The sequence below is a fragment of the Pannonibacter sp. XCT-53 genome (assembly GCF_009915765.1).
Classification (GTDB): Bacteria; Pseudomonadota; Alphaproteobacteria; order Rhizobiales; family Stappiaceae; genus Pannonibacter; species Pannonibacter tanglangensis.
In genome coordinates, this window is sequence record NZ_JAABLQ010000001.1 from 2,881,293 (window position 1) to 2,906,994 (window position 25,702).

Genomic DNA, 25,702 nt, shown 5'->3' on the forward strand with positions numbered 1-25,702 from the left:
AGATGTAAAGGTTATGGATCTTCTAATTCATAAAACAGAAAACATATCGAAACACTCTATTTACCTGAAATTCTGCACATGAAGCATTCGGCCTCGCCCCGGCACGCCTCAACAGCCTCGTCATTCCGGACAAGGTGAGCGAAGCGAACCGCAGATCCGGACTCCAGCGCGTCTGTGCGAGCGAACGCGAGCCCGACACCCGAAAGCCCCCCGGATTGCTCCGGGAGGCTCAGACTGCCGACAAACCCGCTTTCGTCATACCGGACGAGAGCGAAGCGGAGATCCGGGACCGGAGAGCCAAGGTCTCTCAGGGGCTGGCTGGGTGAAGTATCGAGGCCTCGACTCTCCGGTCCCGGCTCGGCGCTGCGCTTGGCCGGAATGACTTCGGTGAGGTCGAGGTTTCTCAGCAAACTCAGCCCCCCGGATTGCTCCGGGGGGCCTTGCGCCTGGGCCGGAAGGGACGGCCCGTTGAGGGTGTTGATCGCGCTCAGGCCGCGGTCAGGCCGGCTCAGGCCGCGTTTAGGCGACCATCAGCCAGACGCCGTCGTCGGTGACGTTGCCGGTGAGCTGGACGTGTTCCGCGCTCTCGGCAATCGCCGTTAGCACGTCGCCGCGCGACTTGCCCTCGCCCATCGCCATGACCCAGCCGGCCAGACCTGCCGGATCGGCCGAGCGGCCGAAGGCGTTCTCGTAGACCGCCTGCACAAAGGCCGCGTCGGAGAGGTTGGCGCCGAAGCGCGAGGCGAACTCCGCCGACTTGACGAAGGCATCCGCGATCGAGCCAAGGCTTGCCTTGCCCTCGCTCAGCGCCTTGGCCCAGCCGCTCAAGCCCACGATGTCGCCCGGCCGGTCGAAGGCCGCATCGAACAGGCGCACCAGCTTGGCCGACGTGGCGCTGGTGTCGAGCTTCAGCTCCGTGCCGTCGCCGAAGACCAGATGCTCCACGTTGCTGAGCGACGCCGACTGGCCGCCCCTGGTGCCGATCACCTCGAAGCCCTTGTCCGCCGACAGGATCTTCACATCCGCGAAGTTTGCCGTGAACACCACCTTGTCGGTGCCGGCCCCGCCATCGACCCGCGCCGGCAGGCTCGCCACCCTGATCGTGTCCGCCCCGGCCGTGCCGCGATGCTCGACGCCTTCGCTCAGGGTCCAGACCCCGTTCTTCACGGCCGACGCCTGGCTGTTCACATGCTCCTGGCTTTCCGAGATCGCGACGAGGATCTCGCCCCGGCTCGCCCCGCCCTGCAGCTGCTTCACCCAGTGGGCAAGCCCGGCCGCATCCGGCTTGCGGCCGAAGGCATTCTCGTAGACCCGGGCCACGAACGTGTCGTCAGTGAGGCTCTGGCCGCGGGTGAACTCCGGCGAGCCGGCGAACATCTCCGCCACGCTCGACAGGCTCTCGCCGCCCTTCAGCATCTTGGCCCAGTGCGTCAGGCCGGCCGTGTCCGGATCGCGGTTGAAGGCCGCATCATAGAGCCGGTGCACGGCTGCCGCTTCCTTCGAGCTGTCCAGCGCCACCCGGCGGATCGCCCCCGGATCATTCGGCACCGTCACGCCGCCGAGGAATTCGACCGCCTCGATGTTGGCGACGAAGATCGGGCTGAACTGCCCGACCTTCACCGGCTCCAGACGGAAGCCGCCATCGGCCGCAACGATCTTCACCGCATCGAAGGCCAGCGGCAGACGCACGGTGTCAAACCCGCCCTTGCCGTCGATCTGCTGCGGCAGCGTCGTGGTGTAGGTCAGCGTGTCGTTGCTGTCCGAGCCACCCGGCACCGGCTGGTTCGGCGTCACCGGGTCGGTGCTGCCACCGCCGTTGCCACCCCCGTTGCCGCCGCCGCCATTGCCGCCGCCGCCATTGCCGCCTTCCGCCACATCGGTCAGCGTCAGCGTGAAGGTCTCGATGTCCTCAGGCCCCGTCCCGATCGAGGCATCGTCCACCGACACCTTCACCGCAATCGTCGACCCGGCCTCGAAGTCCAGCACGGACGCGGCCTTCAGCACCAGCTTGCCATTCTCCACCGCGAAGCGGCTGTCCGACACCGAGATCACATTCGTCCCGATCCCGTCATCCTTCACGCTCACATCCGCCAGCACCCGGTCCGCCGCCACAGTCCCCTCCGCAAGCGTCAGCGCCTTCGCAGACAGGAGAAGATCAGGTGCCTGGTTCGATCCGGTGGATGCCTTCAGCGACAGCACGGTGACATCGTCAAAGGCCACGCCCGGGTTGCCCCAGGTGTAGAGGCCGACGGTGCCCGACGCGATGGACCGGTCCTCGGCGACATCCGGGAACAGGTTCAGGCCGTTGAGCCAGACAGAGAACTTCGTTCCCTGAACATCGACGCGCAGGTCGACGGTCTCGCCCGGCGTGTAGGTGTTGCGGGCGCGGTCGATGAAGCTCTCGCGACCGTTGACCATTTTCACCAGCGTGGTGAGGCCGTTCTTGGCGTCCACTTCCAGCTTGTAATAGTTGTTGGCGTCCTGGTAGCGCAGCATGAAGCCCATGCCACCCTTGGCCGGCGCGACCAGCTTGGCTGCGACCGAGTAGTCGGTCCAGGAATAGCCGTCCTGCCACAGCGCTGCCGTGCCCTGGTGCAGGGCATAGATGCCGTCACCCAGCGGGCTCCAGCCGCGCTCCCACACGTCGGTCGCCGAGGCGCCCTTCCAGGTCAGTTCCTTGCTGGTGATACCGCCAGCCTGGACCAGCCGGCCGCCGTCAACCTTCCAGTCGGAGGCACCTCCGAGATCGCCGGTGTCCTTGACGGTCCAGCCGTCCATGTTGCCGTCAGAGAAGGTGTCATGGATGAGGACGCGGTCCTTGGACACGACCTCGACCTTGACCAGATCACTGCTGCTCTTGCCACCGGCTTCCTTCACCGTGAGCCTGACGTCGTGCTTGCCCGCTGCCAGATCCAGCGTTGCGGACTTGCCGCTGGCGCTGGCCGTTCCGGCCGACCAGTCGTAGCTTGCGATGCCGGACGGGCCGAAGGAGTTTGCGCCGTCGAGCGCAACCGAGACCTTGCCGTCGCCGTCGAAATCGACCACGCGGATGGCCTCGCCAGCGTCTGCGGTCAGCACGGCCCTGGTGACAACCACGTCGTCAAACTCGGTGATGGTCTGGTCCCTGGAGATGACGCCAATCGTGCCGGAGACGAGCGGCTTGGTGTCCTTCACCGGGCCGCCGAACAGCACTTCGCCATCGATGCTGGCGCGGATCTCGTCGCCGACAACCGCCACCTTGACGCGCATCTCGTCATAGAAGCGATAGCCGTTGGCCTCGCGGGCCAGTTCGGTGGTGACACCGTCCTGGACCTTCACCAGCACACGCTCGTTCTTCTGCGTGTCGAGCGTCAGCATGTAGTGATTGGAAGCATCCTTGACGCGGAACAGCACGCCGACAGCGTCGTCATCATAGGAGTTGATCGACACCTCGAAGCTGTAATCCGTCCAGGCCTTGGCCTCGCTGGCGCCCCAGATCAGCATCTTGGCGTCCGGCGAGTTGGTCTGGTCGAACAGCGAACCGTCCGAATAGGGATTGTTCGGGTTGTTGTAGACCGAGCCCTTCACCAGCCAGCCGGTGTCCTGCAGCCTGGTGATGGCGACGCTGGCATTGCCGAAGGACAGGCTGTTGCCCGAACCGCCGAAGTCGATCTGGAAGGCATTCGGATCGCCTGCCGCCAGAACCGGCCCCTTGGCGTCGGGTCCGCCCAGCGCGGCCACCGCATCCTTGGTCAAAACCTTCTCCGTGAAGGTGAAGGACGAGATGAAGATGTCGTTGGTCTCTCCGTCCTCGTCCGCGAACAGCAGGAAGCCCTTCTTCGGATCAAAGGCATAGCGGTCATTGCCGATCGACTGTTCGCCGACCATGACACCGTCGGAGTACTTGACCATCTTGTCGCCCTCGATGGTGAAGGTCAGACGGTGCCATGCGCCCAGGCTGATGCCGCCCGGATAGTTGCCGCCGATGCCGATGCCATAAGCGTCGCCGCCGGTTTCCTTGATGAAGATGTCGCCGTCCGAGCTGTTGGACGTGTCGCCCTGGAACAGGCTGGTGAAGGCACCGCCGCCCTTCGCCAGGAAGACGTCATAGATCAGCGTGAAGGCATCGAACTTGGCCCCGCCGTCCGCCGGAGTTCCCTGCGGAACCACCAGAAGTCCCGTGCTCTTCGGCAGCGAGGGCACCTTGGCGATGGTCGCCGTGCCACCGGCAAGATCCGGCAGGTTGAAGTCGGCGGGCTTGCCCGCCACCAGCTGCGGCAGCGAATTGCCGAGCGCGTCCAGCTTGCTCCAGCCGTTCAGGTTGCCGTCGTTGAACGTGTCGATGAGCAGCGTGTCCTTGCCCTTGACGAAGACCTGCACGGTGTCGTCATGGGTCTTGCCGTTGCCATCCCGCGTCGTCAGCGTGAACTGATGACGGCCCGAGGCCAGCTCGACCGGCGTCTGCGCGCCCGTTCCGACAAGCTTGCCGTCCGCATCACGCCATTCGTAGGCGAGGCTGCCAGCGGCCGGCGCCTTGGAGGCCGAGCCGTCGAGCGTCACGGCGACCTTGTCCTTGCCGCCCGCGTCGACCGTCTGGTCAGCGCCGGCATCGGCCCGGCCAGCGACCAGCATGTCACCCGACACGCCAGCGTCCCGGTAGACCTCCTGGTGCCCGACATACGGCCCCTTGAGCCCATTGCGGTCCAGCGTCATGCCACCGCGGCCGCCGGTCAGGTAGGTGTCCAGCTCGGTGAAATAGGTGCCGGTGTAGAACGTGTCGTTTTCCGGATCGATTGTGATCAGGCGGATGGCGCCATTGCCGCCGTTGCCGCCCTTGGCTTCGTTGCCGGCACCGGTGATCTCCTTCGAGACGCCGTCCTGATAGTTCATCAGCATGTTGTAGACGGTGCCGCCGAAGTCGTTGTAGCGGATCGTCGTCTCGGCGCCGTCGCCGAAGATGTGGCCGGAGAAGGTGAAGACCACGTTCGGGTTCTTGGTGACGACATCGCGCCACATCGTCTCGCCGTCATTGGCATCGCCCGGATCGGTGCGCACGGCATAGTCATGGCCAGCGCCCTCGTCGTTGAGCGGCTTGCCGAGCGGATCGTGAATGCCGTCCCAGTTGGTGTAGGCATGGGTGGTCAGGATCGCGCGGTGATCCGGATGCGACTTCAGCACGTCATCCGCCCAGCGCAACACGTCGTCCCGCGGGCCGAACTCCAGACCCATCACCAGCCACTTCTGCCCGTCGGGCGCGGTGAAGGTGTGGTAGTTGTTCTGGTAGCTGTTCGGCTCGCGGTCATAGACGCCGCCGAAGGTCTTGCTCTCGGCCTTGATCTTCGTCAGGTCGAAGAACTTGTTGTAGTTGATGTACTCGCGCGAGTGACCGCCACCGTCATGGTTGCCGGGCGGCAGCAGGAACGGCACCTTGCCGTCGATGTTGGCCAGCGCCTGCTTGACGATCGCGTACTGCCCTTCGGCGTCCCACTGCGTGATGTCACCCACGCCAGCCAGGAACTGGATGTTCTGGTTGCCGGCGTTGTCGGCAATCCACTTGGTCATGCTCTTGAACACCTGCGCGCCCATCGGGTCGTCGGTGTAGTCCTGCGTGTCCGGGAACACGGCAATCGTGTAGGCCTTGTCGCCCGTCACCAGATAGCGGACGTTGTCGGTCACCGACTTGCCGGTGGAGTCGGTTGCCGTGATCGAGAGGTCGGAGACGCCGAGCTTGCCGAAGTCGAGCGTCATCACGCCCTTGGCATCGATCTTGGCATCCACGACAGCGCCGTCGGAGGTGGTGACCTTGTAGGTCAGGTCCTTGCCGGCGAACACCTTGGTCAGGTCGATCGCCTTGTCGGCGCTCCCCACCTTGATCAGGCTGTCGGCGAGCGGTGCGATGATCTTCAGGTCAACCGGCGTCGTGCCGCCGCCGCCACCCGGGTTGGTGTCGTCCGGCGTGCCATAGGGCTTGAGCGAGCCCTTGCCGGCGGTGGCCGAGAGATCACCCTTGTCGAAGCCGAACTGGACGAAGTTGAAGCCCTGTCCGCTCATGTCGGCCGGGCCGTTGAGGCTCACGCCGCCAAGGCTCTCGACATAGTCGGCAGGTGCCGCCACTTCGGCGAAGGTGACCGAGCTGACATGCAGCGGCCAGGTCTCGCCGTCGTCGTCATTGAACAGGGTCAGGCCGAGCTTCGGGTCAATCGTCGCGCGGGCGGTGTCGACCGTGGCGGTGCCGAGCTTCTTGCCATTGGCGAAGTAGGTCAGGACCGACTTGCCCGCATCGCCTTCCGTGACGGTCACGGTGACACGATGCCAGGCCCCGAACTCGAGCGTTCCGGAATACTTGCCGCCGTGGCCGATCGAGAAGGTGGCGCCATCGCTGCGCAGGAACGTCTCGCCATCCCCCTTCATGTCGACCTGGAACAGCGAGCCGAACTTGTTCATGCCGTCGGTCTTCTCGACCAGAAGATCGAAGGAGAGGGTGAAGTTCTTCACCGGGACCTTGGCGTCGGTGCGGATGACGAGGCCGTTTTCCAGCCCCTTGGTCGCGCCGACCGACATGATGGTCAGGTCCTGGTCCGGCAGGCGCACCTGGCCGGCGGTGGCCATCGGCACCACCTTCGCCGGCGTGCCCTCACCGATCAGCTTCAGCGTGCCGGCACCGCGGGTCGCCGCAAGCGAACCGCCCGCAAAGGAAAACTCGGCATGGGGCGCAGCTTCCTTGTCGGTCAGAACGGCTGTGGAGGCGGCGCCGCCGAGCGCGGTGATCTCGGACGACGTCAGGGTGCGGGCCACAACGGCGAAGGCGGCGAGATCCAGTCCCCAGGTCTCGCCGTCCTCGTCGTTGAAGAGGCGCAGTCCCTGGGCATTGTCGAGGCTGAAGCGATCGCCCGGGACCTTCTGGCTGCCAAGCAGCGTGCCGTTGGCATAGCGGCTCAGCGTCGAGGTGCCGTCGCCGTTGTCGGCGAGCGTGACGACGAGGCGATGCCAGGTGTCGGCCGTCAGGGTGCCGGAATACTTGTTGTCGATCCCGACCTGGATGCCACCGCTGGTGTTCTTGAGAAAAAGGTCACCGTCGGAGGCCCCGGCCGCGCCGAGCTGCAGGAGGGAGGCAAAATTGCCCTGCATGCCGGCCTTCGGGGCAAGCAGATCGTAGACGAGCGAGAAGTTGCGGGCCGGGGTGGCCAGGCCGTCAATCTTCACCTCGAGGGCCTGGTTGGCGGCGAGGCGCTCCACCTTCAGAAGGTGCTCGCCCTTCGGCGACGGCAGGCTTGTGTCGGACAGACGCTTGAAGACGGGAGGGGTCATGGCAGGCTCCGATTGCAAGGACAAGCCGCCGTTCTGGGGGGCGAGACAACCGGAAGAGGGGTCCGGTCGGCGGCATTGCCGTTTACAAACCGTCAACCATTGCGAAATTCCATTTGAAATTACGATTATTGATGATAGGCATGGCCTATGAAATTTCAGCAATTACGTGCATTTCACGCCATCGCATCCGAAGGTGGTGTCGGCCGTGCCGCCCGTCGTCTGGCTGTCACGCAGCCGACCTTGTCGCAGCACATCAAGGCTTTGGAGGATCGGTTCGGCGTCGCGTTGTTCGAGCGCGAGGGGCGCCTGCTGCGTCTGACGCCGATTGGCGAGCGGCTCTACAAGATGACTAGCCAGCTCATGACCAGCTGGGACGAGATCGAAAATTTATTGAATCAAAACAACAGTGTTAACAGCGGACGGCTGCGGATCGGGTCTGACGCGCCGATGCATGCGGTCGAACTGTTACAGCGTTACAAGGAACGCTACCCGAACATTGACGTCTCCATCCGCATCCAGCCGGGAGGCGCCGTGCTTGAACAGCTCGAGGCGGCGAACATGGACGTGGCCATTCTCGTGACACCTCCCGCAGGGGGAGATTTCTACCTGCAGCCGCTCAACACCGAGCCGCTGATGGCCGTGGTGCCCGCGCAGCATCCGATTGCCGCTGAAGGGGCGGTGAGCCTGGCCCGTCTGGCGGCGGAAACCATGATCCTGCGCGAGAAGCGGAGCATGACGCGCGCCGCCATCGAGGCGGAGCTGCAGGCGCGGGGTCTCGCTCCGCGGGCCATCCTCGAGATTTCCTCGCGCGAGGCAATCCGCGAGGCAATCGCCCGCGGACTGGGGGTCACCCTGATGGTGACGAGCGATTGCGTTCCGGACCCGCGGCTCGCCAACGTCCCGCTCGACATCGACGACCGCACGACGCACCTGACCGAGTATGTCGTCACCCGGCAGGACCGTCGCAGGACGCCGATCATCCGCGAATTCCTTGATATTGCGCTCGCCTACGCCGGGGAACTGGCGCGGCGGCGGCTTTAAGGGGGGCCCGGCACGCGGGGCCGGCGAGCTACAACCGGGTTACACGTCTGGTATGCATTCGTCTGGCTTGTCGGCACCGGCAAGAAGGCGTCTATCTCGAGGGGACGACCTTGGGAGGGGCAATGCGTATCTCGACGATCACCAACTGGGCCTATGGCCTGACATTGGTCATGACCATCACGTCCGGCGTGGCGTTCATCCTGTCGTCCAGAAGTGCCGAGGACGAGCGGGTCGCGGTGGAGCACCTGCTGCAGCTCGACAGGCTGGCGGAAGACCTGGCCCTCGGCGCGGAGCTGAGAACGGACGAGGCGCGGCTTTTCGTCATGCGCGGGACGCCGGAGCATCTGGCGGCCTTTCACGTGGCCGAGGCGCAGGAACGGGCCCTCGCACAGGCGATCGACACGGCCCCGGCGCTCGGGGTCACCCCGCAGGAACTGGAGCTCCTGGAACGGGTGCGCCGGGACGCCGAGGCGCTTGACGCGCTGGAAGTGAAGGCCGTTGCGGCGCATCAGGCCGGGCGGACGGAAGAGGCGCGGGAGATCCTGTTCGGCGATGCGCATTACGCCGCGCACCTGGACCTGATCGATTCGGTCCGTGCCTTCCGCCAGACCACCGAGACCCGGACCGCAGCAGAGCTGGCCGCGCGCCATGCCCGCAGCGACATGTATGGCCACGTGGCACGCCTGTCGCTCGGGATGACCGCTGCGGTGTTCCTGGGCGTGCTGTACTTCATCCTGATCCGGCGCGTGTCGCAGCCGCTGCGGCGCATGACGGGCATCGTCAACCGGCTGGCACGACAGGATTTCGCCGTCGAGGTGCCGCTCGACGGCCGACGCGACGAGATCGGCGAGATGACCAGCGCCATCCAGGTGTTCCGCGACAACGGCCTTGAGCGGGCAAGACTGGATGCGGAGCGACGCCGCGACCTGCAGACCAAGGACCTGATCCTGCAGATGATGCACCGGCTGCAGGCCTGCGAGAAGCTGGACGAGCTGGCCGAGGTGGTCAGCCGGTTCCTGCCGCAGCTGTTCCCGCATCTGCCCGGCGCGCTCTATGTGGTCAGCAACAGCCGCATGTCGCTGGCGCCGCTGGGCTCCTGGCTTGGTCCGCGCGGCGTGGTCGACCGGTTCCAGACCCGCGACTGCTGGGGCTTGCGCCGGGGCCGTCCGCATGCGGCGCAGGACAGCGAGAACGACGTGCCCTGCGGCCACGTGCAGCAGGACGACCTGCCGAGCCTGTGCATGCCGCTGACCGCCCAGGGCGACACCATCGGCCTGCTCTATCTCGAGGGCCGCAGCGACGATGCCTCCGAGGTGCAGGACGCCCGGCTCTATCTGGAAATCATCGCGGAAAATCTCGGCCTCGCCATTGCCAACCTGCAGCTGCGGGAAAGGCTGATGCGGCTGGCTGTGCAGGATTCGCTGACCGGTCTCCTGAACCGCCGCTCGCTGGACGAGGCGCTGCACGCCCTGGCACAGGACCATCCGCAAGCCCCCCATCCGGCCCCCCATCCGGCCCCCCATCCGGTCCTGCGGGCCGCCGCCGAAGCTCCGGGCCAGACGGAGAGCCCTGCCGGCGAGGACAGCGGTCCTGCGGGCGGGAACGGGGAGGCGGACGCCCGGGCGCTGGCCTGCCTGATGATCGACATCGACCACTTCAAGCGTTTCAATGACGAGTTCGGTCACGACGCCGGCGACGTCGTGATGCAGACGGTGGCTGGCGTCATCGTCGAGCTGGTGGGCACTGCCGGTCGCGCCTACCGGTTCGGCGGCGAGGAGTTCACGGTGCTGATGGAGGACACGACCGGCGCGGTGGCCTGGCAGCTCGCCGAGCAGATCCGCAACCGCGTGGCGACCACGCCGCTCACCCATCGCGGGCGCATCCTCGGCACCGTCACCATTTCCATCGGCCTTGCCCTGAGCCCGGCCGGCGGCCCGGTCAACACCCTGCGCACCCGTGCCGACATTGCCCTGCTGAACGCCAAGGCCTCCGGCCGCAACCGGACGCTCGGCGAGAACAGCCGCCGCGACACCGACAGCCCGGCCTGAGAGACCCCGGTCACGCGTGCCGTCCGTCCGGGCCACGGACCTGACGCCGTGGCCGTCCGGGCGTGGCGGGCGGGCGCGCGCAATCCGCGCTGCTGCGCCCGGACGGCACGCAACAGCGCAATGACGGCATGGCCGCGAGACAGAAGAGCCAGGCGACGCGACAGAAGAGAGAGATTAGACGGAAGAGAAATGGCGCGCCCGAAGAGATTCGAACTCCTGACCCCCAGATTCGTAGTCTGGTGCTCTATCCAGCTGAGCTACGGGCGCGCTGTGCCTTGCGGCGATATGGACCCCTGAGGCAGGGGCCTCGTGTTTCCGTCAGGGCCTGGAAGCGAGGCTTCGTGGATCCTGTCGGGAACAGGTCGTCGGCGCCTCGGTGCGAGGCGCTTCCGAACGACGCCGTACCTACTCAAACCTGAGCCGCTTGGCAAGCGGGCATTTGAAACTTTTTTTGACAGCGCAGAATTCCGCCGCTTCCGGCTTGTGCACAACGGTGGAAAACCTTGACCGGCAAACGAGCCGGACGTCCGCCGTCCGCGAGCGGGGATCGGCCGCGACGCAGGTGCGCCGGTCAGGTGAGACGGTCAGGTCAGCCGGTCAGACGCGCGACCAGAGGGTCGATCTGGCCAGTCGAGCCGGAAGGTGGCCCCTGCCCCGCGATCTTCCAGCGCGATGGTGCCGCCATGGGCCCGGGTCAGCTCGGCGGCAATCGCCAGCCCGAGCCCGGTACCGCCGCTGCGGGCCGCGCTCTGGAAGGCCCGGAAGAGATTGTTGCGGATGGCAGGCGGGATGCCGGGCCCCGTGTCACTGACACGGATCGTCACCAGCCCGTCGCGCCGCACCGCCCGCACGGCAATGCGGCGGATGACGGCCTCATCGGTCTCGCCTTCCAGCGCCTGCAGGGCATTGCGCAGCAGGTTCAGCAGCACGCGGAAGAGCTGTTCCGGATCGGCGTCGATTTCCAGCGCCTCGTCGACCTCGACCTCGAAGGCGATGTCTGCCCGTTCGGCGAGGGCCAGCAGCTCGCCGACATCGGTGACGACCCGCGCCAGCCGCACCAGCCGGCGGCTGGGCGTGGCTTCCTGCGCCTTGCCATAGGCCAGCACCGCCTGGGTGTAGGCCGCCGCCCGGTCCAGCGTCGACAGGATCTTGGGCGCCAGACGCCGCACGGTGGGGTCGGGCACGTTCTCCAGACGTTCGATGAAGAGCTGGGCCGAGGCAAGCAGGTTGCGCAGGTCGTGGTTGATCTTCGACACCGCAAGCCCGAGGTCGGCCAGTCTCTGCTTCTGGTGCAGCGTCCGGGCCAGGGTCTGCTGCATGTCGACGAAGCGGCGCTCGGCATCGCCGATCTCGTCCGCGCGGGTGCTGGGCGGCAGGAGCAGGGTCGCATCCTGCGGCGCCTCGGCAAAGGCCTGCATGGCGCGCGTCAGCCGCTGCAGCGGCCGCACGAACAGCGCGCGGAGGGTGATGTAGACGAGGGTGGCGGTCAGGCCCGAGATGAACAGGGACAGGGCGAGGATGCGGCCGGAGAAGGCCAGCATGTCCTCGCGCAGCAACCGGATGGGCAGCACGATGTCGACCTGCTCGATGCCGCGCCCGCCGCCGGCCATCGGCCCGGCCCCGATGACGCGCATCAGCCCCTCGCCCGGCGACAGCAGCACGGCGAAGCTCGAGGCAATGGCATTCATCGGCGAGACGGCCCGCATGTCGATGATCATGTCGATATCCTGCGGCAGCGCACTCATGGCGATGAGACTGCGGCGCTGGCCTTCGACCAGGGCAATGGCGAGGGCGCCCGTGGTGCGCAGCAACTCCTCCTGGAGCCGCGGGGCAATCGTGTTGGTCTCGGTCAGAACGGAGGCCGCCACGCCGGCGGTGGTCAGGCGGTCGTTCAGCCAGGTATTGCGGTAATTGGCGATGGACGGGACAAAGATGAACACTTCCGACAGCATGACGAAGAGCACGGTGAGCAGCAGCAGCTTGCCGGACAGGCCGCTGATGCGCCGCTGGGCCTGGACAAGATCCGCCCGTGGCCCGTCGGCGGCGTCCGAGCGCGCCCGGGGCTCCGGTCCGCCGTCTGGTCCTGCCGTCAGCCCGTCTGTCAGCCCGTCTGTCAGGCCGGACTTCAGGTCAGCCGTCAGGTCAGGCTCTGGCCCCTCGCCGGTCCCCTGTCCCGGCGACAGGGGAGCAAACCGGTCGGCTGCGTCCTGTCTCATCGGTTCTGCTCCCTTGCAGCGCGCTGCGGTTGCCCTGGCAGTCTAGCCGAACAGACGCAGGATTCGCACCACTGCCCTGACCAGCCCGCGTTTCGGCACCTCCGCGTAATAGGCAAGGGCCGCGCGACGCAGGATCTCGCCATAGGTGGGATAAGGGGCAATGAACCCGGCAAGCTGTTTCATCGTCAGGCCCTGGGACACCGCCAGCGACAGAAGGTTGGCCATCTCGCCGGCATTGGCCCCCACCAGGGAGGCGCCGACCAGCCGCCCCCCGGGGCCGGCCAGCAGCTTGACCTTGCCGGTGGTGCGACGCTCGGCCTGGGCGCGGTCATTGGCGGCATAGTCGACGCGGACCGCCCGGAGCCGGGTGCCGTAGCGCTTGCGGGCCTCCGCCTCGAGCAGCCCGACCTGGGCGATCTCCGGCGTGGTGTAGGTGACCCAGGGCACGATCTCGCGGTTTTCCTTCGCCGGCAGGCGGAACAGCGCCGAGCGCAGCACGAGCCCGGCGTGATAGTTGGCGACATGGGTGAACTGCAGCCCCCCGACCACATCGCCGATGGCGTAGATCCTGCGATTGGAGGTTCGCAGCCCCTCGTCCACCTTGATGCCGCGGGCGCTGAACTCGACCCCGGCCAGATCCAGCCCGAGACCGGCAATGCTGGGAGCGCGGCCCGTGGCGACGAGCAGATGCGACCCCTCGATCCGCCCCATCCGCCCGGCGCCGTCGGAGCGGCCGCCCTGCTCCGGCCATTCGACGGTGAGCACGACGCCGGCCTCGCCGGGCTCGACGCGGGCGACATGGGTGCGTTCCAGGAACTCGACGCCCTCGGCCTTGAGCGCCTCGATCACCAGCGGCACGTGTTCCTCATCGTCGCGGCTCAGGGCCCGGCCGGCCTCCAGGACCGTGACGCGCGCCCCGAGACGCCGGTGCGCCTGGGCCATCTCCAGGCCGATCGGGCCGCCGCCCAGGATGAGCAGGTGCTCCGGGCAGGCCTCGAGGCCGAAAATGCTCTCGTTGGTGAGGAAGGGCACGGTCTCGAGCCCGGGAACCGGGGGAAGGAAGGGATGCGAGCCGGTGGCAATGACGAACCGGCGCGCCCGGATCGTCGTCTCGCCCACCGCCAGCGTGTCACGGCCCGTGAAGCGGGCCTCCCCCTGCACCACGGTCACGCCGAGACCTTCAAACCGTTCCACGGAATCATGCGGGGCGATGGCCGAGATGACCGAGCGCAGATGCGCCTTTGCGGCTGCGAAATCGATTGCAGGGTCGACGGGCGCAACGCCGAACGCAGCCCCTGCCCGCCGGCTCGCCGCCATGCCCGCAGCCGCCAGCAGCGACTTGGAGGGAATGCAGCCGGTGTTGAGGCAGTCACCGCCCATGGCCGCGCGTTCGACCAGCACGACCGGCACGCCGAAGGCGGCAGCCCCGGCCGCGACCGACAGACCGGCCGAGCCGGCTCCGATGACACAGATATCAGGCGTCAGTTGCCGCGACATTGCCCCTCCATGGCTTCCGTTCTCATCGCCGGACCTGGCCCGGGTTGCAGGCCCGTCCGCCTGCCTCCCGTGCTCCCGGTTCGTCCGGTCCGGCACGCCCCCGATCTGCTGCGGCACCGACGCGCCCGACGGCACGATCCGGGGTCCGGTCCCGGATCTGGTCCGGGGGACACCCGAGGGGCGTCCGGCCTTCCAGTCTGCGTCGCCGGCCCGGTGCTTGTCCATGCCCTGTCACGCGAAACGGGCCCTGTCACCAGAAACTGGCCCCGTCACCAGAAGCGGCCCTGTGCTGAGGATCCGGCCCGGCGGCCGCGCGCCAGCGGCGGGATGGCTCAGGCCCCCGGGCCACCGCCCGACGGCTTCGCCGGCTTGCGGCGCGACCGCAGCAGCCGGACCACGACCGGAAGAAGCGCCACGACCCCCAGCACGGCCAGTGCCGCGAGCAGTTCCGGCGTCAGCAGCGCCATCAGGCTGACCCGGCAGGTGCCGCGTCCGGCACAGCCGGGATCCAGCGCCTCCTGGGCGGCAATGACGCTGTCGAAGCCGGAACCGACCATGGCGAAGGCAAAGGTGCCCGGCAAGATGCCGACTGCCGTTGTCAGCACATAGACGCGCAGCGGAACCTGGAACAGCGCCGGCGCAATGTTGACGAGCCAGAAGGGAAAGACGGGCGTCAGGCGCAGGAACAGCAGGTAACTGACCGCATCCCTGCGGAAGCCGTCGGACAGACGGCGCAGGAACGGACCCGCCCGGACCGCCAGCACGGCCCCGACCGACGAGCGCGCCACCAGGAAGACGACCGTTGCCCCCGCCGTCGCGCCAAGCAGCGCGGCGAGGCCGCCCTCGATCCAGCCGAAGAGCACGCCGGCGGCCACCGTCAGCAGCGAAGCCCCCGGAAAGGACAGGGCGACGACGGTGGCATAGAGGCCGGTGAACAGGGCGAGCGCGGCAACGTGATGCTCGACGACGAGGGTGGCGAGGTCGCCGCGATGCCGGATGAGCCCGGACAGCGACAGGTCCTCGTGCCAGCCGCCGAGATAACCGGCGAGCGTCACGCCGGCGAGCGCGAGCAAGGCGCTCCAGCGCAGGGCGGATCGGATCGGGAATCGGGGCGCTTCGGCGTGATCAGTCATGAGCCGGATGGTCCGAACCGGCGGCAGGGGTCACATGACTTTGCCGCGACAGGAGTTTCCCCGCGCGCTCCGGATGGCTGGTCCGGCTGGCGCAAGGCGATGAACAGAAGCGGACAATAGCGCCGATCTCTGGCGAAAACCTTGCTGTCACCGACATTTGACACGGGACAAGTCCCGGCCTCACCATGTCGTGACTGACGAGGGATCGGGCGGGGCGCGGGCCCTCCCGTCCGGTCCGTTTGCGCCGGAAAGCGCGCGGAACGCGTTGACTTGGCCACGGAGCCCCCGTATAAGCGCGCTCGACCCGGACCTGCACCATCTTGTCCAGACAGGATGATCATGTCCGAACGCTCGGGTCTGTGCCCGGACGTCCGGACTGACGGTGCTTCCAGCCTGAGACTTTCGTATTCAAAAAGGGCCGCGCGACGGCGCGGATAACAAAAATGAAGCGTACGTATCAACCGAGCCGCCTCGTTCGCAAGCGCCGTCATGGTTTCCGTCTCCGCATGGCGACCAAGAACGGCCGTCAGGTTCTCGCCCGTCGCCGGGCCAAGGGCCGCAAGCGTCTGAGCGCCTGAGGCGCCCGGCAGCGGCGCTTGTGACCGGACCTTTCGGGACATGGACCAACAACGCCGCCGCAGCCACATGAAGACTCTCAAGAAGCGCTCCGAGTTTCTGGCCGTCGCCACCAGTGGACGGACAGACCGGCGCGCTTTTGCGTTGCAGGGCCTCGCACGCGGTGACGGGGATGCGGGCTCGCGCGTCGGCTACACGGTCACGAAGAAGACCGGCAACGCGGTCGAGCGGAACAGGATCCGCCGCCGGCTGCGCGCCGCGGTCGCCGAACTCGGCACCGACGTGGTGCCCCAGGGCGCGGACTATGTGATCATCGGCCGCAGGGCCGCACTGTCGCAGCCCTTCTCCGATCTCGTTCGTGATCTTATCTCAGGGCTCAAACCGGCCCTCGATCCAAAGGGCGCACGGCCACGGCACGGCGGGCGCCCGACCGCAGGCAAGGGGCGGTCTGCAGGGCCGGGTCCGGACAAAAACAAGGGGTGACGGCAGCTCATGGCTGACAACCGCAATACGATCATCGCCATCGTTCTGTCGCTGATCATCGTTCTGGGCTGGCAGTATTTTGTCGTCGGCCCGCAGCTTGAACAGCAGCGCATCGAAATGGAGCAGCAGCAGGCTGCGGCCCAGCAGGCCGCCGACGCCCAGGCTCCCGTTCCCGGTGCCGCCGCCGGCAGCGCCAGCATCCCAGGTTCGACGGCCGGTGCGGCCTCCGGCGTGCTCACCCGCGATGCCGCCCTCGCCAGTTCCGCGCGCGTCACCATCGACACGCCGCGCCTGTCCGGCTCGATCAGCCTGTCCGGTGGCCGCGTCGACGACATCCGTCTCAAGGACTATCACGAGACGGTCGACCGCAGCAGCCCGACCATCGTGCTGTTCTCGCCCAAGGGCAGCCAGAACGCCTATTACGCCGATTACGGCTGGGTTTCCGAGCCCGGCGCCACGGTTGCCCTGCCGGGGCCGGACACCGTCTGGACCGCCAGCGGCACGGCGCTCAGCCCGCAGACGCCGGTCACCCTGACCTGGGACAACGGCGCCGGACTGGTCTTCACCCGCACCTTCGCGATCGACGAGAACTACATGTTCACGGTCACGCAGGGCGTCACCAACACCAGCGCCGCAGCGGTCTCGCTCTACCCTTACGGCCTGATTGCCCGCCGCGGCACGCCGAAGACGGAAAACTTCTACATCCTGCATGAAGGCCTGATCGGCGTGCTCGGCGAGAAGGGCCTGACGGAAGTCGACTACAGCGAAGCGCAGGAAGAGAAGCAGATCAAGCCGGGCCAGTCCGACAAGGGCTGGCTGGGCATCACGGACAAGTACTGGGCCGCGACGCTTGCGCCGGTTGCCGGCAGCACCTTCGAGCCGAGCTTCAGCTACAACGCCGCCACCGACATCTACCAGGCCGACTTCCTCGGCACCGTCGTCACGGTGCAGCCGGGCGCCTCGGGTGATGCAGCGTCGTATCTCTTCGCCGGCGCGAAGGAAACGAAGCTGATCGACTCCTATGAAGCCACGCTGAAGATCGAAGGCTTCGAGCTGCTGATCGACTGGGGCTGGTTCTACTTCCTGACCAAGCCGATGTTCTTCGTCATCGACTGGCTGTTCCACCTCGTCGGCAACTTCGGCGTGGCGATCCTGCTGGTGACGGTTCTCGTCAAGCTCATCTTCTTCCCGCTGGCCAACAAGTCCTACGTCTCCATGAGCAAGATGAAGCTCGTGCAGCCGCAGATGATGGATATCCGCGAGAAGTACAAGGACGACAAGGCCAAGCAGCAGCAGGCCCTGATGGAGCTGTACAAGACAGAGAAGATCAACCCGCTGGCCGGCTGTCTTCCCGTTCTGATCCAGATCCCGGTGTTCTTCGCGCTCTACAAGGTGCTGTTCGTCACCATCGAAATGCGCCATGCGCCGTTCTTCGGCTGGATCCATGACCTGTCCGCGCCGGACCCGACCACGATCTTCAACCTGTTCGGCCTGATCCCCTGGGATCCGCCCACCTTCCTGATGCTCGGCGTCTGGCCGCTCATCATGGGTGTGACCATGTTCGTGCAGATGAAGATGAACCCGGCACCGACCGACCCGGCGCAGCAGATCATCTTCAACTGGATGCCCGTGCTGTTCACCTTCATGCTGGCCTCGTTCCCGGCCGGTCTGGTGATCTACTGGGCCTGGAACAACTCCCTGTCGATCGCCCAGCAGTACGTGATCATGCGCCGGCAGGGCGTGAAGGTGGAGCTGTGGGACAACCTGTCGACGACCTTCAAGCGCAAGAAGGGCGAGACAGGAGCCTGAGACAGGTCTCCTCCCGGCCGGCTCCCGCGGCCAGCCTGCGACACTCCCGTTTCCCCGCCGGACCGCCGGCGGGGAAACGTCGTTTGACCCACCCTGCCTGCGGAGGACCGTGTCGTGATCAGCTGAAGGACGCCGTGGCCGGACATGCCGTGCGCCGGAGCAGCGCCAGGCATCCCGGCCTGATTGCAGCCCAGGAGACACGACATGCACGGACCGGACCCGCTGACGCCCTTCCCCTTCGCCAGCACGCAGGAGATCGTCTTTCTCAAGGCGGTCGTCACCCGCCCGACCATCGAGGTCGGCGATTACACCTACTACCATGACCCGGTGGAGCCGGAGCGCTTCGAGGACACCTGCGTCCTCTATCACTTCGACTTCATGGGCGACCGCCTGGTGATCGGCCGCTTCTGCGCCATCGCCAGCCGCGTCCAGTTCATCATGAACGGGGCGAACCATGACATGTCGCGCCTGTCGCCCTATCCCTTCGAGATCTTCGGACACGGCTGGAGCGAGGGCTTCGACCTTGCCGACCATGCAAAAGGGCTGCGGGGCGACACGACGGTCGGGCATGATGTCTGGATCGGGCGGGACGCCATGATCCTGCCGGGCGTCACGATCGGCCACGGCGCGATCATCGGCGCGCGCGCCGTCGTGGGGCGCGACGTGCCGCCCTATGCCATCGTGGCGGGAAACCCGGGACGGGTGATCCGCTACCGCTTTCCGCCAAAGGTCCGGCAGAGACTGCTGGAAATTGCATGGTGGGACTGGCCGATTGGCCGTATTACTGCGGCAATCCCGCTGCTGCGCGGCGGCGACGTGGAGACTCTCGCCCGGATGACCGACCGCTGACGTGCCCCGCGCAACCGCCGCCCGAACGGCTCGGGCCGGCAAGACGTGCTTAGGAACCGAACAGACATGACGCACACACCCGAATTCACCGACGCGCAGCTGGAAGCGGGCCGTCTCCTGTTTGCCAGGCCCTGGGATTTCGTCACCAGCATCGCCGACATGCGGCAGCTGCCGGCCTCGGAGGGTCTCGAGATCGCGCTCGCGGGCCGCTCCAACGTGGGCAAGTCAAGCCTGATCAACGCCCTGACCGGGCGCCGCGACCTGGCGCGGACCTCGAACACGCCCGGCCGGACCCAGATGCTGAACTTCTTTACGGCGCCGGAGTCCGGCCTCACACTGGTCGACATGCCCGGCTATGGCTATGCGGAAGCCCCCAAGGCGATGGTCGATGCCTGGACGGCGCTGGTGTTTTCCTACCTGCGCGGCCGCCCGAACCTGCGCCGCGTGTTCCTGCTGATCGACAGCCGGCATGGCATCAAGGCCAATGACCTGGAGACCATGCAGTTGCTCGACAAGGCGGCTGTGGTCTATCAGGTTGTCCTGACGAAGGCAGACAAGATCAAGACCGGCCAGATGTCGCGTCTCCTGGACGCCACGGCCGAGATCCTGCGCAAGCGCCCGGCCGCCTATCCGATGATCATCGAGACGTCTTCCGAGAAGGGACTGGGGCTCGACGTCCTGCGCGCAGAAATTGCAAACCTGGTGAGCTACTGACCGTTACCCTCGTAATTTTCCGTAGGGTTTTGTGCCGATTTTCTCCGGTTCAGCGGCATTGAGCGGATGTCATATACGTAACTTTAACGAGCAGCAGACAAGACTGGAGCCGTTGTAACCAGACTGTGACCCAGGCGACGTGAAGCGGCACCCTTTCCCGACGGACGACAAAAGCCCCCAGGCACCTGCTGCCGGGACCGCTGCCGGCCGGCCGGCCGAGACGTCCCAGAACGGACGCGTCCAGAGCCTGCTTGCCGCCCTCGAGGATCAGGGCGACATCGACCTGAAGGCCCTGGCAGAACTGGCCCGGGGCATCGCCGGCTGTGCGCGCGGGTTCGTTGCCATCCTGGAGGGGGCGCAGACGATCGTCGTCAACGCCGGCGCCGGCGGCACCCTGGTCCTGAACACCAGCGAGACGCTGTGCAGCCATGTGGTGCGGCAGGGCAAGCCGGTCGAGTATCCCGACCTGCGGCTCGAACCCCATCTGGCCGATCACCCGAGCCTCGCGGCGGGGCTTTGCTTCTATGCGGGTTTCCCGCTGCGCGACGTGGACGGCGACATCATCGCCTCGCTCTGCGTGCAGGACCATGCGCCCCGACCGGGCGGACTGGACGACGGCACGCGCGCCATGCTCTCGCATCTCGGCCTGATCGCGTCGCGCGTCCTCATCACGCGCAACCACACCACCTGGCTGCGCGACTTCCTCGACATTGCCTCGGACTGGGTGTGGGAACATGACCCGGTGCATGGCATCACGTTCCTGCCCACGGAGGTCAACACCCCCGCGCGGAAGGCGCAGTCCGAAGGAGACGCCGAACCGCTGACCTACGAGGCAAGCCCGGAGCTTCTCGCCCTCCTTGCCAACCATGATCCGGCCCAGCCGCTGCGCGACCGGCGCTATCAGACCATGCACCGCGGTCAGATGCACAGCATCAGCATCACCGCCCGGGCGCGCTACGGCCGCGACGGCAGCTTCCTCGGCTACCGCGGCATCTGCCGCGATGTCACCGTCGAGGAGGAAAGCCGGCGCCAGATGGAGTATCTCGCCCGGCATGACCCGCTGACCGGGCTTGCCAACCGCATCGGCTTCAAAAGCGCCGTCGATGCTGCCTTTTCGGAGTGGCAGGACAGCGGTGACCCGGCGACGCTGCTGCTGCTCGACCTCGACAACTTCAAGGTGATCAACGACACCTACGGCCATGCGGCCGGCGACGAATTGCTGAAGGTGCTTGCCGGGCGGCTGCAGGCCTGCGTGTCCTCGGATGCAACGATCGCCCGTCTGGGCGGCGACGAGTTTGCCATCCTTGATCCGGCGCTGCGCAGCGATCTGGGCATCGAGGATTGCGCCGCGACGCTGGTGCGGGCGCTGTCGGATCCGGTCCATGTCGACGGCCGCAGCGTGAGCTGCGGTGTCAGCATCGGCATCGCCCTGCTGCCGCGCGACGGCGGCACGCCCGACCAGCTGCTCGGCAACGCCGATCTGGCACTCTACGCCGCCAAGTCGGAGGGGCGCGGCCGCTTCAAGCAGTTCCAGCTGCCGATGCGCGAACGCATCGACAACCTCGACCGGCTGAAACGCGGCGTGCTGCGGGCGCGGCAGGACGGGGCGCTCGACATCGGGCTGCGCGAGATCCGGTCCCTTGCAGACAACAGCCTGATCGGTGCCCATGCGGTGGCCGTCTGGAACCGCCCCGACGGCAGCCGGCGTGTGCTGGACCAGCTGCACGATGAGCTGGGCTCCTCCCGCGAGGCGCTCGACCTGGGATGCTGGCTGCTGGAGGAATCGGCGATGCTCGCCCGCGCCTGGCAGGCCGTGGCGCGCCGGCCGCTCCGGCTGCGCGTGGGCCTTGCACCGGCGCAGCTCGCCGAGCCCGGCCTGCCGATGCGGGTGCGGGCCATCCTCGCCCGCGCGACACTGGCGCCCGAGACGCTGCAGATCGACCTCAGCGCCGGAATGCTGGCTGCCCTGACCCCGGACATGCAGGCCAGCCTGCGGCAGATGAAGGCCGATGGTGTCCGCATCGGTCTGACCGGCTATGGCCGTGGTGCGACCACGGCAGCGCAGCTTCTCGCTGCCGGGGTGGACCGGGTCGGCCTCAACCTCACGTCTGCAGGCCAGACCGTCGACAGCGACCCGCATCGCCTGGCGCAGGCCCTGGCGCGGCTGGCGCTGGACCTGGGGATTGCCGTGAGCGCCGATGGCGTGACCTCGCGGGCCGAGGAGCGGACACTGGCGCTGGCCGGTGCCGACGAGTTCCTGCTGGCGACCACCGCACCGCTGAAGCCGCAGGCAGCCTTCCTGCGCCTCCTGTCGCGCCAGGACGGCGGCCTGGACGCCCCCGTCGCCACCGCCTCCGCGATGTAGCCCGGCCGCGCCGCAGGGGCTCCGGGCAAAGCGCGTTGAGTAGCCCCGTCAAACGGGCTATAGACGCTGACCGGCCAAACCGGTCCGCCCCGGCGCCCTTGCGCCGGTCCCGCCACCGCAGCAGCGAGCGCCACCGCCCATGACCACCCCGGACTACCTCAGCAACGCGCATATCATCGCCCAGGCCCTGCCCTACATGCAGCGCTACGACAAGAAGCGCGTGGTGGTGAAGTACGGCGGCCACGCCATGGGCGACGCCGAGCTTGGCCGGGCCTTTGCGCGCGACATCACGCTGCTGCGTCAGTCGGGCGTGCATCCGGTGGTCGTCCACGGCGGCGGGCCGCAGATCGGCAGCATGCTGAAGCGCCTCGGCATCGTCTCCGAGTTCAAGGGCGGCCTGCGTGTCACCGACAAGGCCACCGTCGAGATCGTCGAGATGGTGCTCGCCGGCTCGATCAACAAGGAAATCGTCCAGTCGATCAACGCAGAGGGCGGGCGCGCGGTCGGCCTGTGCGGCAAGGACGGCAACCTCGTCAAGGCCCGCAAGCTGACCAGGACGATGGTCGATCCCAATTCGCACATCGAGCAGATCGTCGACCTCGGCTTCGTCGGGGAACCCTCGACGGTGAACCCGACGATGCTGGAGCTGATGCTGAAGGAAGACCTGATCCCGGTCGTGGCGCCCGTCGCCCCCGGCGAGGACGGCGAGACCTACAACATCAACGCCGACACCTTTGCCGGCGCCATTGCCGGGGCGCTGAATGCCTCGCGCCTGCTGTTCCTCACCGACGTGCCCGGCGTGCTCGACAAGGACGGCAAGCTGATCAAGCAGCTCACCGTTGCCCGCGCGCATGAGCTCATTGCCGACGGGACCATCTCGGGTGGCATGATCCCGAAGGTCGAGACCTGCATCGAGGCGCTCGAGCGCGGCGTCGAAGGCGTCGTCATCCTGGACGGCAAGGTGCCGCATGCCGTCCTGCTCGAACTCTTTACCGACCGCGGCGTCGGCACGCTGCTGTGCAAGTGAGCGGCGCTCCCGGATCCGGCGAGGGCCGGCACGCCCACACCTACGACCTTCGCGCCTTCACCGGCGTGGAGGCCTGGGTGTTCGACCTCGACAACACGCTGTACCCGGCGCATGTCAACCTGTTCGCCCAGATCGACAAGCGCATCTCGGAGTATATCGCGAGGCTCCTGTCGATGGATGAGGCAACCGCGCGGATCCGCCAGAAGGAATATTACCGCGACTACGGCACGACGCTGCGCGGGCTCATGATGGAACATCAGATCGAGCCCGACGACTTCCTCGCCTATGTCCATGACATCGACTATTCGCCGGTGCAGCCGGACCCGAAGCTTGGCGCGGCGATTGCCGCCCTGCCCGGCCGCAAGTTCATCTTCACCAACGGCGACCGCCCCCATGCGGAACGGACCGCCGCGGCGCTCGGCATCACCGACCATTTCGAGGACATCTTCGACATCGTCGCTGCCGGCCTGATGCCCAAGCCGAACCGCGAGAGCTACGAGCTGTTCCTGCAGAAGACCGGCGTCGCGCCGGCCCGCGCGGCCATGTTCGAGGACCTCACCCGCAACCTGCTGGTGCCGCACAAGCTCGGCATGCGCACGGTGCTGATCGTGCCGCAGGGCACGCGCGAGGTGTTCCGCGAGGCCTGGGAGATGGAAGGGCAGGACGCGCCGCATGTGGATTTCGCCACCGATGATCTCGGCGGGTTCCTTGAGGCGGTGCTGGGAGCGCTGAAGGCCGGCTGAGCCGGCCCCAAACGCCACCCATGGACGCGCCACGGTCCCTGGCTGTATTGAGAAAACGTCAAGTCACCACAGCCGAAAGCCACCATGGTCTCCTTGCGTGCCCTTCATGCCTTTGCCCTCCTCGCCCGCCATGGCCGGGCGGCTCAGGCGGCGGACGACCTGGGGGTCTCGCCCTCGGCGCTGTCGCATCTCCTGCGCAAGCTGGAGAGCGAGCTGGGGGCGACGCTGGTGCTGCGCGACGGCCGGGGCCTGACGCTCACCGAGGAAGGCAAGCGTCTCGCCCTTGGCCTCGGCGATGCCTTCGAGCGCATCGAGACCGCCGTCGACAGCTTCCGCCGCCGGGGCAGGACCGAGCTGCGCATCTCCACCGTCTCCACCTTCGCCACCCGCTGGCTGATCCCGCGCCTGCCGGATTTCCAGGCGGTGCAGCCGGATGTGGAGCTGCTGCTGTCGGCCACGACCCGCGTCATTGATCTCGACCGCGAGAACTACGACTGCGCCATCCGCCTCGGCACCGGCGACTGGCCCGGCATCGAGGCCAACCTGCTGTGGCGGGAGCATCTGGCGGTGGCAATGGCGCCGCGGCTCCTGCGCGCGGAGGCGGAAACACCGCAGGACGGGCTGAAGGGGCTGCGTCTGCTGCACAGCGCCTCGCGGCGGGACGACTGGCCGAAGTGGCTGGTCCACGCCGGCCTGAAACACGCCGATGCCAGCTCGGGCATGGTGCTGGAAAGCCGCGACCTTGCCATCCAGGCGGCCGTGGCCGGCATGGGAGCGGTGGTCATCGACCGGCGCTTCGTGGCGCTCGAACTCTCCGCCGGACATCTGGTGATGCCGGACTGGCCGGTGATGCAACTCGACACGGGCTACTGGTTCGTCCGGTCGCCCGCCCGGCCGCTGAGCCGACCGGTGTCGGGGTTCCGCGACTGGCTGTTCGCCACGGCGAGCCGTGATGCGGACGCCGGCGGATCAGCCCGTCCGGCCCCATAGCAGGCCAAGGATCGCGGCCACGATCAGCACGCAGCCGGCCAGCTCGCGGCCGTTGATCCGCTCCCGGAAGACGAACCAGGAGAAAGCCAGCGTGAACACCAGCTCCACCTGCGCCAGCGCCCGCACATAGGCAACCTGCTGCAGCGTCATGGCCGTGAACCAGCCTGCAGACCCGGCAACGCCGGCCAGCCCCACCCAGACGGACTGGCGCCAGTGCACCAGGCTGGCCTTGAGCTGGTCCGGCTCGCGCAGGGCCATCCAGAGTGCCATCGTCACGGTCTGGAACAGGGTCACCGCCGCCAGCGCATAGGCGGCCTGCATCAGGTAGCCGGGCCCCTCGAGCGCCAGCGACGCGGCGCGATAGAAGGCGGCGGACGCGCCGAACAGCGCCGCGCTGGCAAGCCCGATCAGCGCCGGCCGGCCCGCAAGCGAGGCAAGAACCGCGCGACGGGTCAGCGGCACCCGGGCCATGGAAATGAAGATGACACCGATCACGCCGACCGCGATGGCCGTGCCGGCGGCAAGATCCACATGCTCGCCGAGGAGCAAGACGCCGAACAGCGCCGCCTGCACCGGCTCGGTCTTGCTGTAGGCCGTGCCGACGGCAAAGTTGCGTAACGAGAAGAGGTGCACCAGCAGGAAGGTCGCGCCGATCTGCGCCAGCCCGCCCAGCACCGCCGCCACCGCAAAGTCCGACCCCGGCACCGGCAGCGCCATGCCGAAGCCCCAGTGCAGCACGCCGACATAGAGAAGCGCGAAGGGAAAGCCGTAGCCGAACCGGACAAAGGTCGCGCCCGTCGTCCCGAGCCGACCCTTCAGGTGCTTCTGCAAGGCCGAGCGGAGGTTCTGGCAGAAGGCGGCAAACAGCGTGATGGGGATCCAAAGGTCCATGCAAGGCTCCGGCCGGCCGCGGCGAAGGACGCG

At 67.2% G+C, this 25,702-nt stretch carries 16 protein-coding genes and 1 tRNA gene; 11 read left to right on the forward strand and 6 right to left on the reverse strand.

Annotated elements, in window-relative coordinates:
• Nucleotides 1-519: 519 nt before the first annotated feature.
• On the reverse strand, nucleotides 520-7,287 hold the full coding sequence (locus GWI72_RS12810) for a DUF4214 domain-containing protein (RefSeq protein WP_161708848.1): 6,768 nt from the start codon (nucleotides 7,285-7,287) through the stop codon (nucleotides 520-522).
• A gap of 147 nt (nucleotides 7,288-7,434) precedes the next feature.
• Here GWI72_RS12810 and GWI72_RS12815 point away from each other — a divergent pair, with 147 nt between their 5' ends.
• Nucleotides 7,435-8,328 (forward strand): LysR substrate-binding domain-containing protein, encoded by an 894-nt coding sequence (locus tag GWI72_RS12815; protein ID WP_161708849.1) that lies wholly within the window; start codon nucleotides 7,435-7,437, stop codon nucleotides 8,326-8,328.
• A gap of 122 nt (nucleotides 8,329-8,450) precedes the next feature.
• Nucleotides 8,451-10,376 (forward strand): diguanylate cyclase, encoded by a 1,926-nt coding sequence (locus GWI72_RS12820; RefSeq protein WP_244314237.1) that lies wholly within the window; start codon nucleotides 8,451-8,453, stop codon nucleotides 10,374-10,376.
• 190 nt (nucleotides 10,377-10,566) lie between these two features.
• On the opposite strand, the gene GWI72_RS12825 is transcribed toward GWI72_RS12820, so the two are convergent.
• From GWI72_RS12825 to GWI72_RS12840, 4 genes are all read right to left on the reverse strand, one after another.
• A tRNA-Arg gene (locus tag GWI72_RS12825) sits at nucleotides 10,567-10,643 on the reverse strand.
• A gap of 317 nt (nucleotides 10,644-10,960) precedes the next feature.
• The gene (locus tag GWI72_RS12830) at nucleotides 10,961-12,592 is read right to left on the reverse strand and encodes a sensor histidine kinase (RefSeq protein ID WP_161708850.1); all 1,632 of its coding nucleotides are present in this window, start codon (nucleotides 12,590-12,592) and stop codon (nucleotides 10,961-10,963) included.
• Between the two features lie 42 nt (nucleotides 12,593-12,634).
• Nucleotides 12,635-14,089: a dihydrolipoyl dehydrogenase family protein gene (locus tag GWI72_RS12835; RefSeq protein ID WP_161708851.1), complete on the reverse strand. Its 1,455-nt coding sequence runs from the start codon at nucleotides 14,087-14,089 to the stop codon at nucleotides 12,635-12,637.
• A 332-nt stretch (nucleotides 14,090-14,421) separates the two neighbouring features.
• Nucleotides 14,422-15,222 carry a TVP38/TMEM64 family protein gene (locus GWI72_RS12840; protein WP_161708852.1) on the reverse strand — a complete coding sequence of 267 codons (801 nt, stop codon included), beginning with the start codon at nucleotides 15,220-15,222 and terminating at the stop codon, nucleotides 14,422-14,424.
• 443 nt (nucleotides 15,223-15,665) lie between these two features.
• Here GWI72_RS12840 and rpmH point away from each other — a divergent pair, with 443 nt between their 5' ends.
• The 9 genes from rpmH to GWI72_RS12885 all read left to right on the forward strand — a co-directional run bounded on the left by rpmH (nucleotide 15,666) and on the right by GWI72_RS12885 (nucleotide 24,778).
• A complete protein-coding gene (gene rpmH / locus GWI72_RS12845) occupies nucleotides 15,666-15,800 on the forward strand; it encodes a 50S ribosomal protein L34 (protein ID WP_106753960.1) in 135 nt (44 codons plus the stop codon).
• 40 nt (nucleotides 15,801-15,840) lie between these two features.
• Nucleotides 15,841-16,281: a ribonuclease P protein component gene (gene rnpA, locus GWI72_RS12850; RefSeq protein ID WP_209000107.1), complete on the forward strand. Its 441-nt coding sequence runs from the start codon at nucleotides 15,841-15,843 to the stop codon at nucleotides 16,279-16,281.
• A gap of 9 nt (nucleotides 16,282-16,290) precedes the next feature.
• Nucleotides 16,291-18,090: a membrane protein insertase YidC gene (yidC, locus tag GWI72_RS12855; RefSeq protein ID WP_161708853.1), complete on the forward strand. Its 1,800-nt coding sequence runs from the start codon at nucleotides 16,291-16,293 to the stop codon at nucleotides 18,088-18,090.
• Between the two features lie 204 nt (nucleotides 18,091-18,294).
• Nucleotides 18,295-18,939 (forward strand): CatB-related O-acetyltransferase, encoded by a 645-nt coding sequence (locus GWI72_RS12860; RefSeq protein WP_161708854.1) that lies wholly within the window; start codon nucleotides 18,295-18,297, stop codon nucleotides 18,937-18,939.
• 66 nt (nucleotides 18,940-19,005) lie between these two features.
• Entirely contained in the window at nucleotides 19,006-19,653 is a 648-nt protein-coding gene (yihA, locus tag GWI72_RS12865; RefSeq protein ID WP_161708855.1) for a ribosome biogenesis GTP-binding protein YihA/YsxC, read from the forward strand.
• A gap of 139 nt (nucleotides 19,654-19,792) precedes the next feature.
• On the forward strand, nucleotides 19,793-22,018 hold the full coding sequence (locus tag GWI72_RS12870) for a diguanylate cyclase domain-containing protein (protein WP_161708856.1): 2,226 nt from the start codon (nucleotides 19,793-19,795) through the stop codon (nucleotides 22,016-22,018).
• Nucleotides 22,019-22,157: 139 nt separating this feature from the next.
• Entirely contained in the window at nucleotides 22,158-23,045 is an 888-nt protein-coding gene (gene argB, locus GWI72_RS12875; protein WP_179956069.1) for an acetylglutamate kinase, read from the forward strand.
• Entirely contained in the window at nucleotides 23,042-23,788 is a 747-nt protein-coding gene (locus GWI72_RS12880; protein WP_161708857.1) for a pyrimidine 5'-nucleotidase, read from the forward strand. The genes argB and GWI72_RS12880 overlap by 4 nt, the downstream gene beginning before the upstream one ends.
• An 84-nt stretch (nucleotides 23,789-23,872) precedes the next feature.
• On the forward strand, nucleotides 23,873-24,778 hold the full coding sequence (locus GWI72_RS12885) for a LysR substrate-binding domain-containing protein (RefSeq protein ID WP_161676597.1): 906 nt from the start codon (nucleotides 23,873-23,875) through the stop codon (nucleotides 24,776-24,778).
• Here the strand turns inward: GWI72_RS12885 and GWI72_RS12890 are convergent.
• Nucleotides 24,758-25,669, reverse strand: a complete 912-nt coding sequence (locus tag GWI72_RS12890; RefSeq protein ID WP_161708858.1) for a DMT family transporter — start codon at nucleotides 25,667-25,669, stop codon at nucleotides 24,758-24,760. The two genes, GWI72_RS12885 and GWI72_RS12890, sit on opposite strands and share 21 nt — an antisense overlap.
• Nucleotides 25,670-25,702 lie beyond the last annotated feature (33 nt).

Bases quoted from the DNA above. Each gene is read 5' to 3' on its own strand.
- yidC (WP_161708853.1), top strand. From the start codon at position 16,291: ATGGCTGACAACCGCAATACGATCATCGCCATCGTTCTGTCGCTGATC.
- argB (WP_179956069.1), top strand. From the start codon at position 22,158: ATGACCACCCCGGACTACCTCAGCAACGCGCATATCATCGCCCAGGCC.
- yihA (WP_161708855.1), top strand. From the start codon at position 19,006: ATGACGCACACACCCGAATTCACCGACGCGCAGCTGGAAGCGGGCCGT.
- GWI72_RS12885 (WP_161676597.1), top strand. From the start codon at position 23,873: ATGGTCTCCTTGCGTGCCCTTCATGCCTTTGCCCTCCTCGCCCGCCAT.
- GWI72_RS12890 (WP_161708858.1), bottom strand. From the start codon at position 25,669: ATGGACCTTTGGATCCCCATCACGCTGTTTGCCGCCTTCTGCCAGAAC.
- GWI72_RS12840 (WP_161708852.1), bottom strand. From the start codon at position 15,222: ATGACTGATCACGCCGAAGCGCCCCGATTCCCGATCCGATCCGCCCTG.
- GWI72_RS12810 (WP_161708848.1), bottom strand. From the start codon at position 7,287: ATGACCCCTCCCGTCTTCAAGCGTCTGTCCGACACAAGCCTGCCGTCG.
- GWI72_RS12815 (WP_161708849.1), top strand. From the start codon at position 7,435: ATGAAATTTCAGCAATTACGTGCATTTCACGCCATCGCATCCGAAGGT.
- rnpA (WP_209000107.1), top strand. From the start codon at position 15,841: ATGGACCAACAACGCCGCCGCAGCCACATGAAGACTCTCAAGAAGCGC.
- rpmH (WP_106753960.1), top strand. From the start codon at position 15,666: ATGAAGCGTACGTATCAACCGAGCCGCCTCGTTCGCAAGCGCCGTCAT.
- GWI72_RS12830 (WP_161708850.1), bottom strand. From the start codon at position 12,592: ATGAGACAGGACGCAGCCGACCGGTTTGCTCCCCTGTCGCCGGGACAG.
- GWI72_RS12835 (WP_161708851.1), bottom strand. From the start codon at position 14,089: ATGTCGCGGCAACTGACGCCTGATATCTGTGTCATCGGAGCCGGCTCG.
- GWI72_RS12820 (WP_244314237.1), top strand. From the start codon at position 8,451: ATGCGTATCTCGACGATCACCAACTGGGCCTATGGCCTGACATTGGTC.
- GWI72_RS12860 (WP_161708854.1), top strand. From the start codon at position 18,295: ATGCACGGACCGGACCCGCTGACGCCCTTCCCCTTCGCCAGCACGCAG.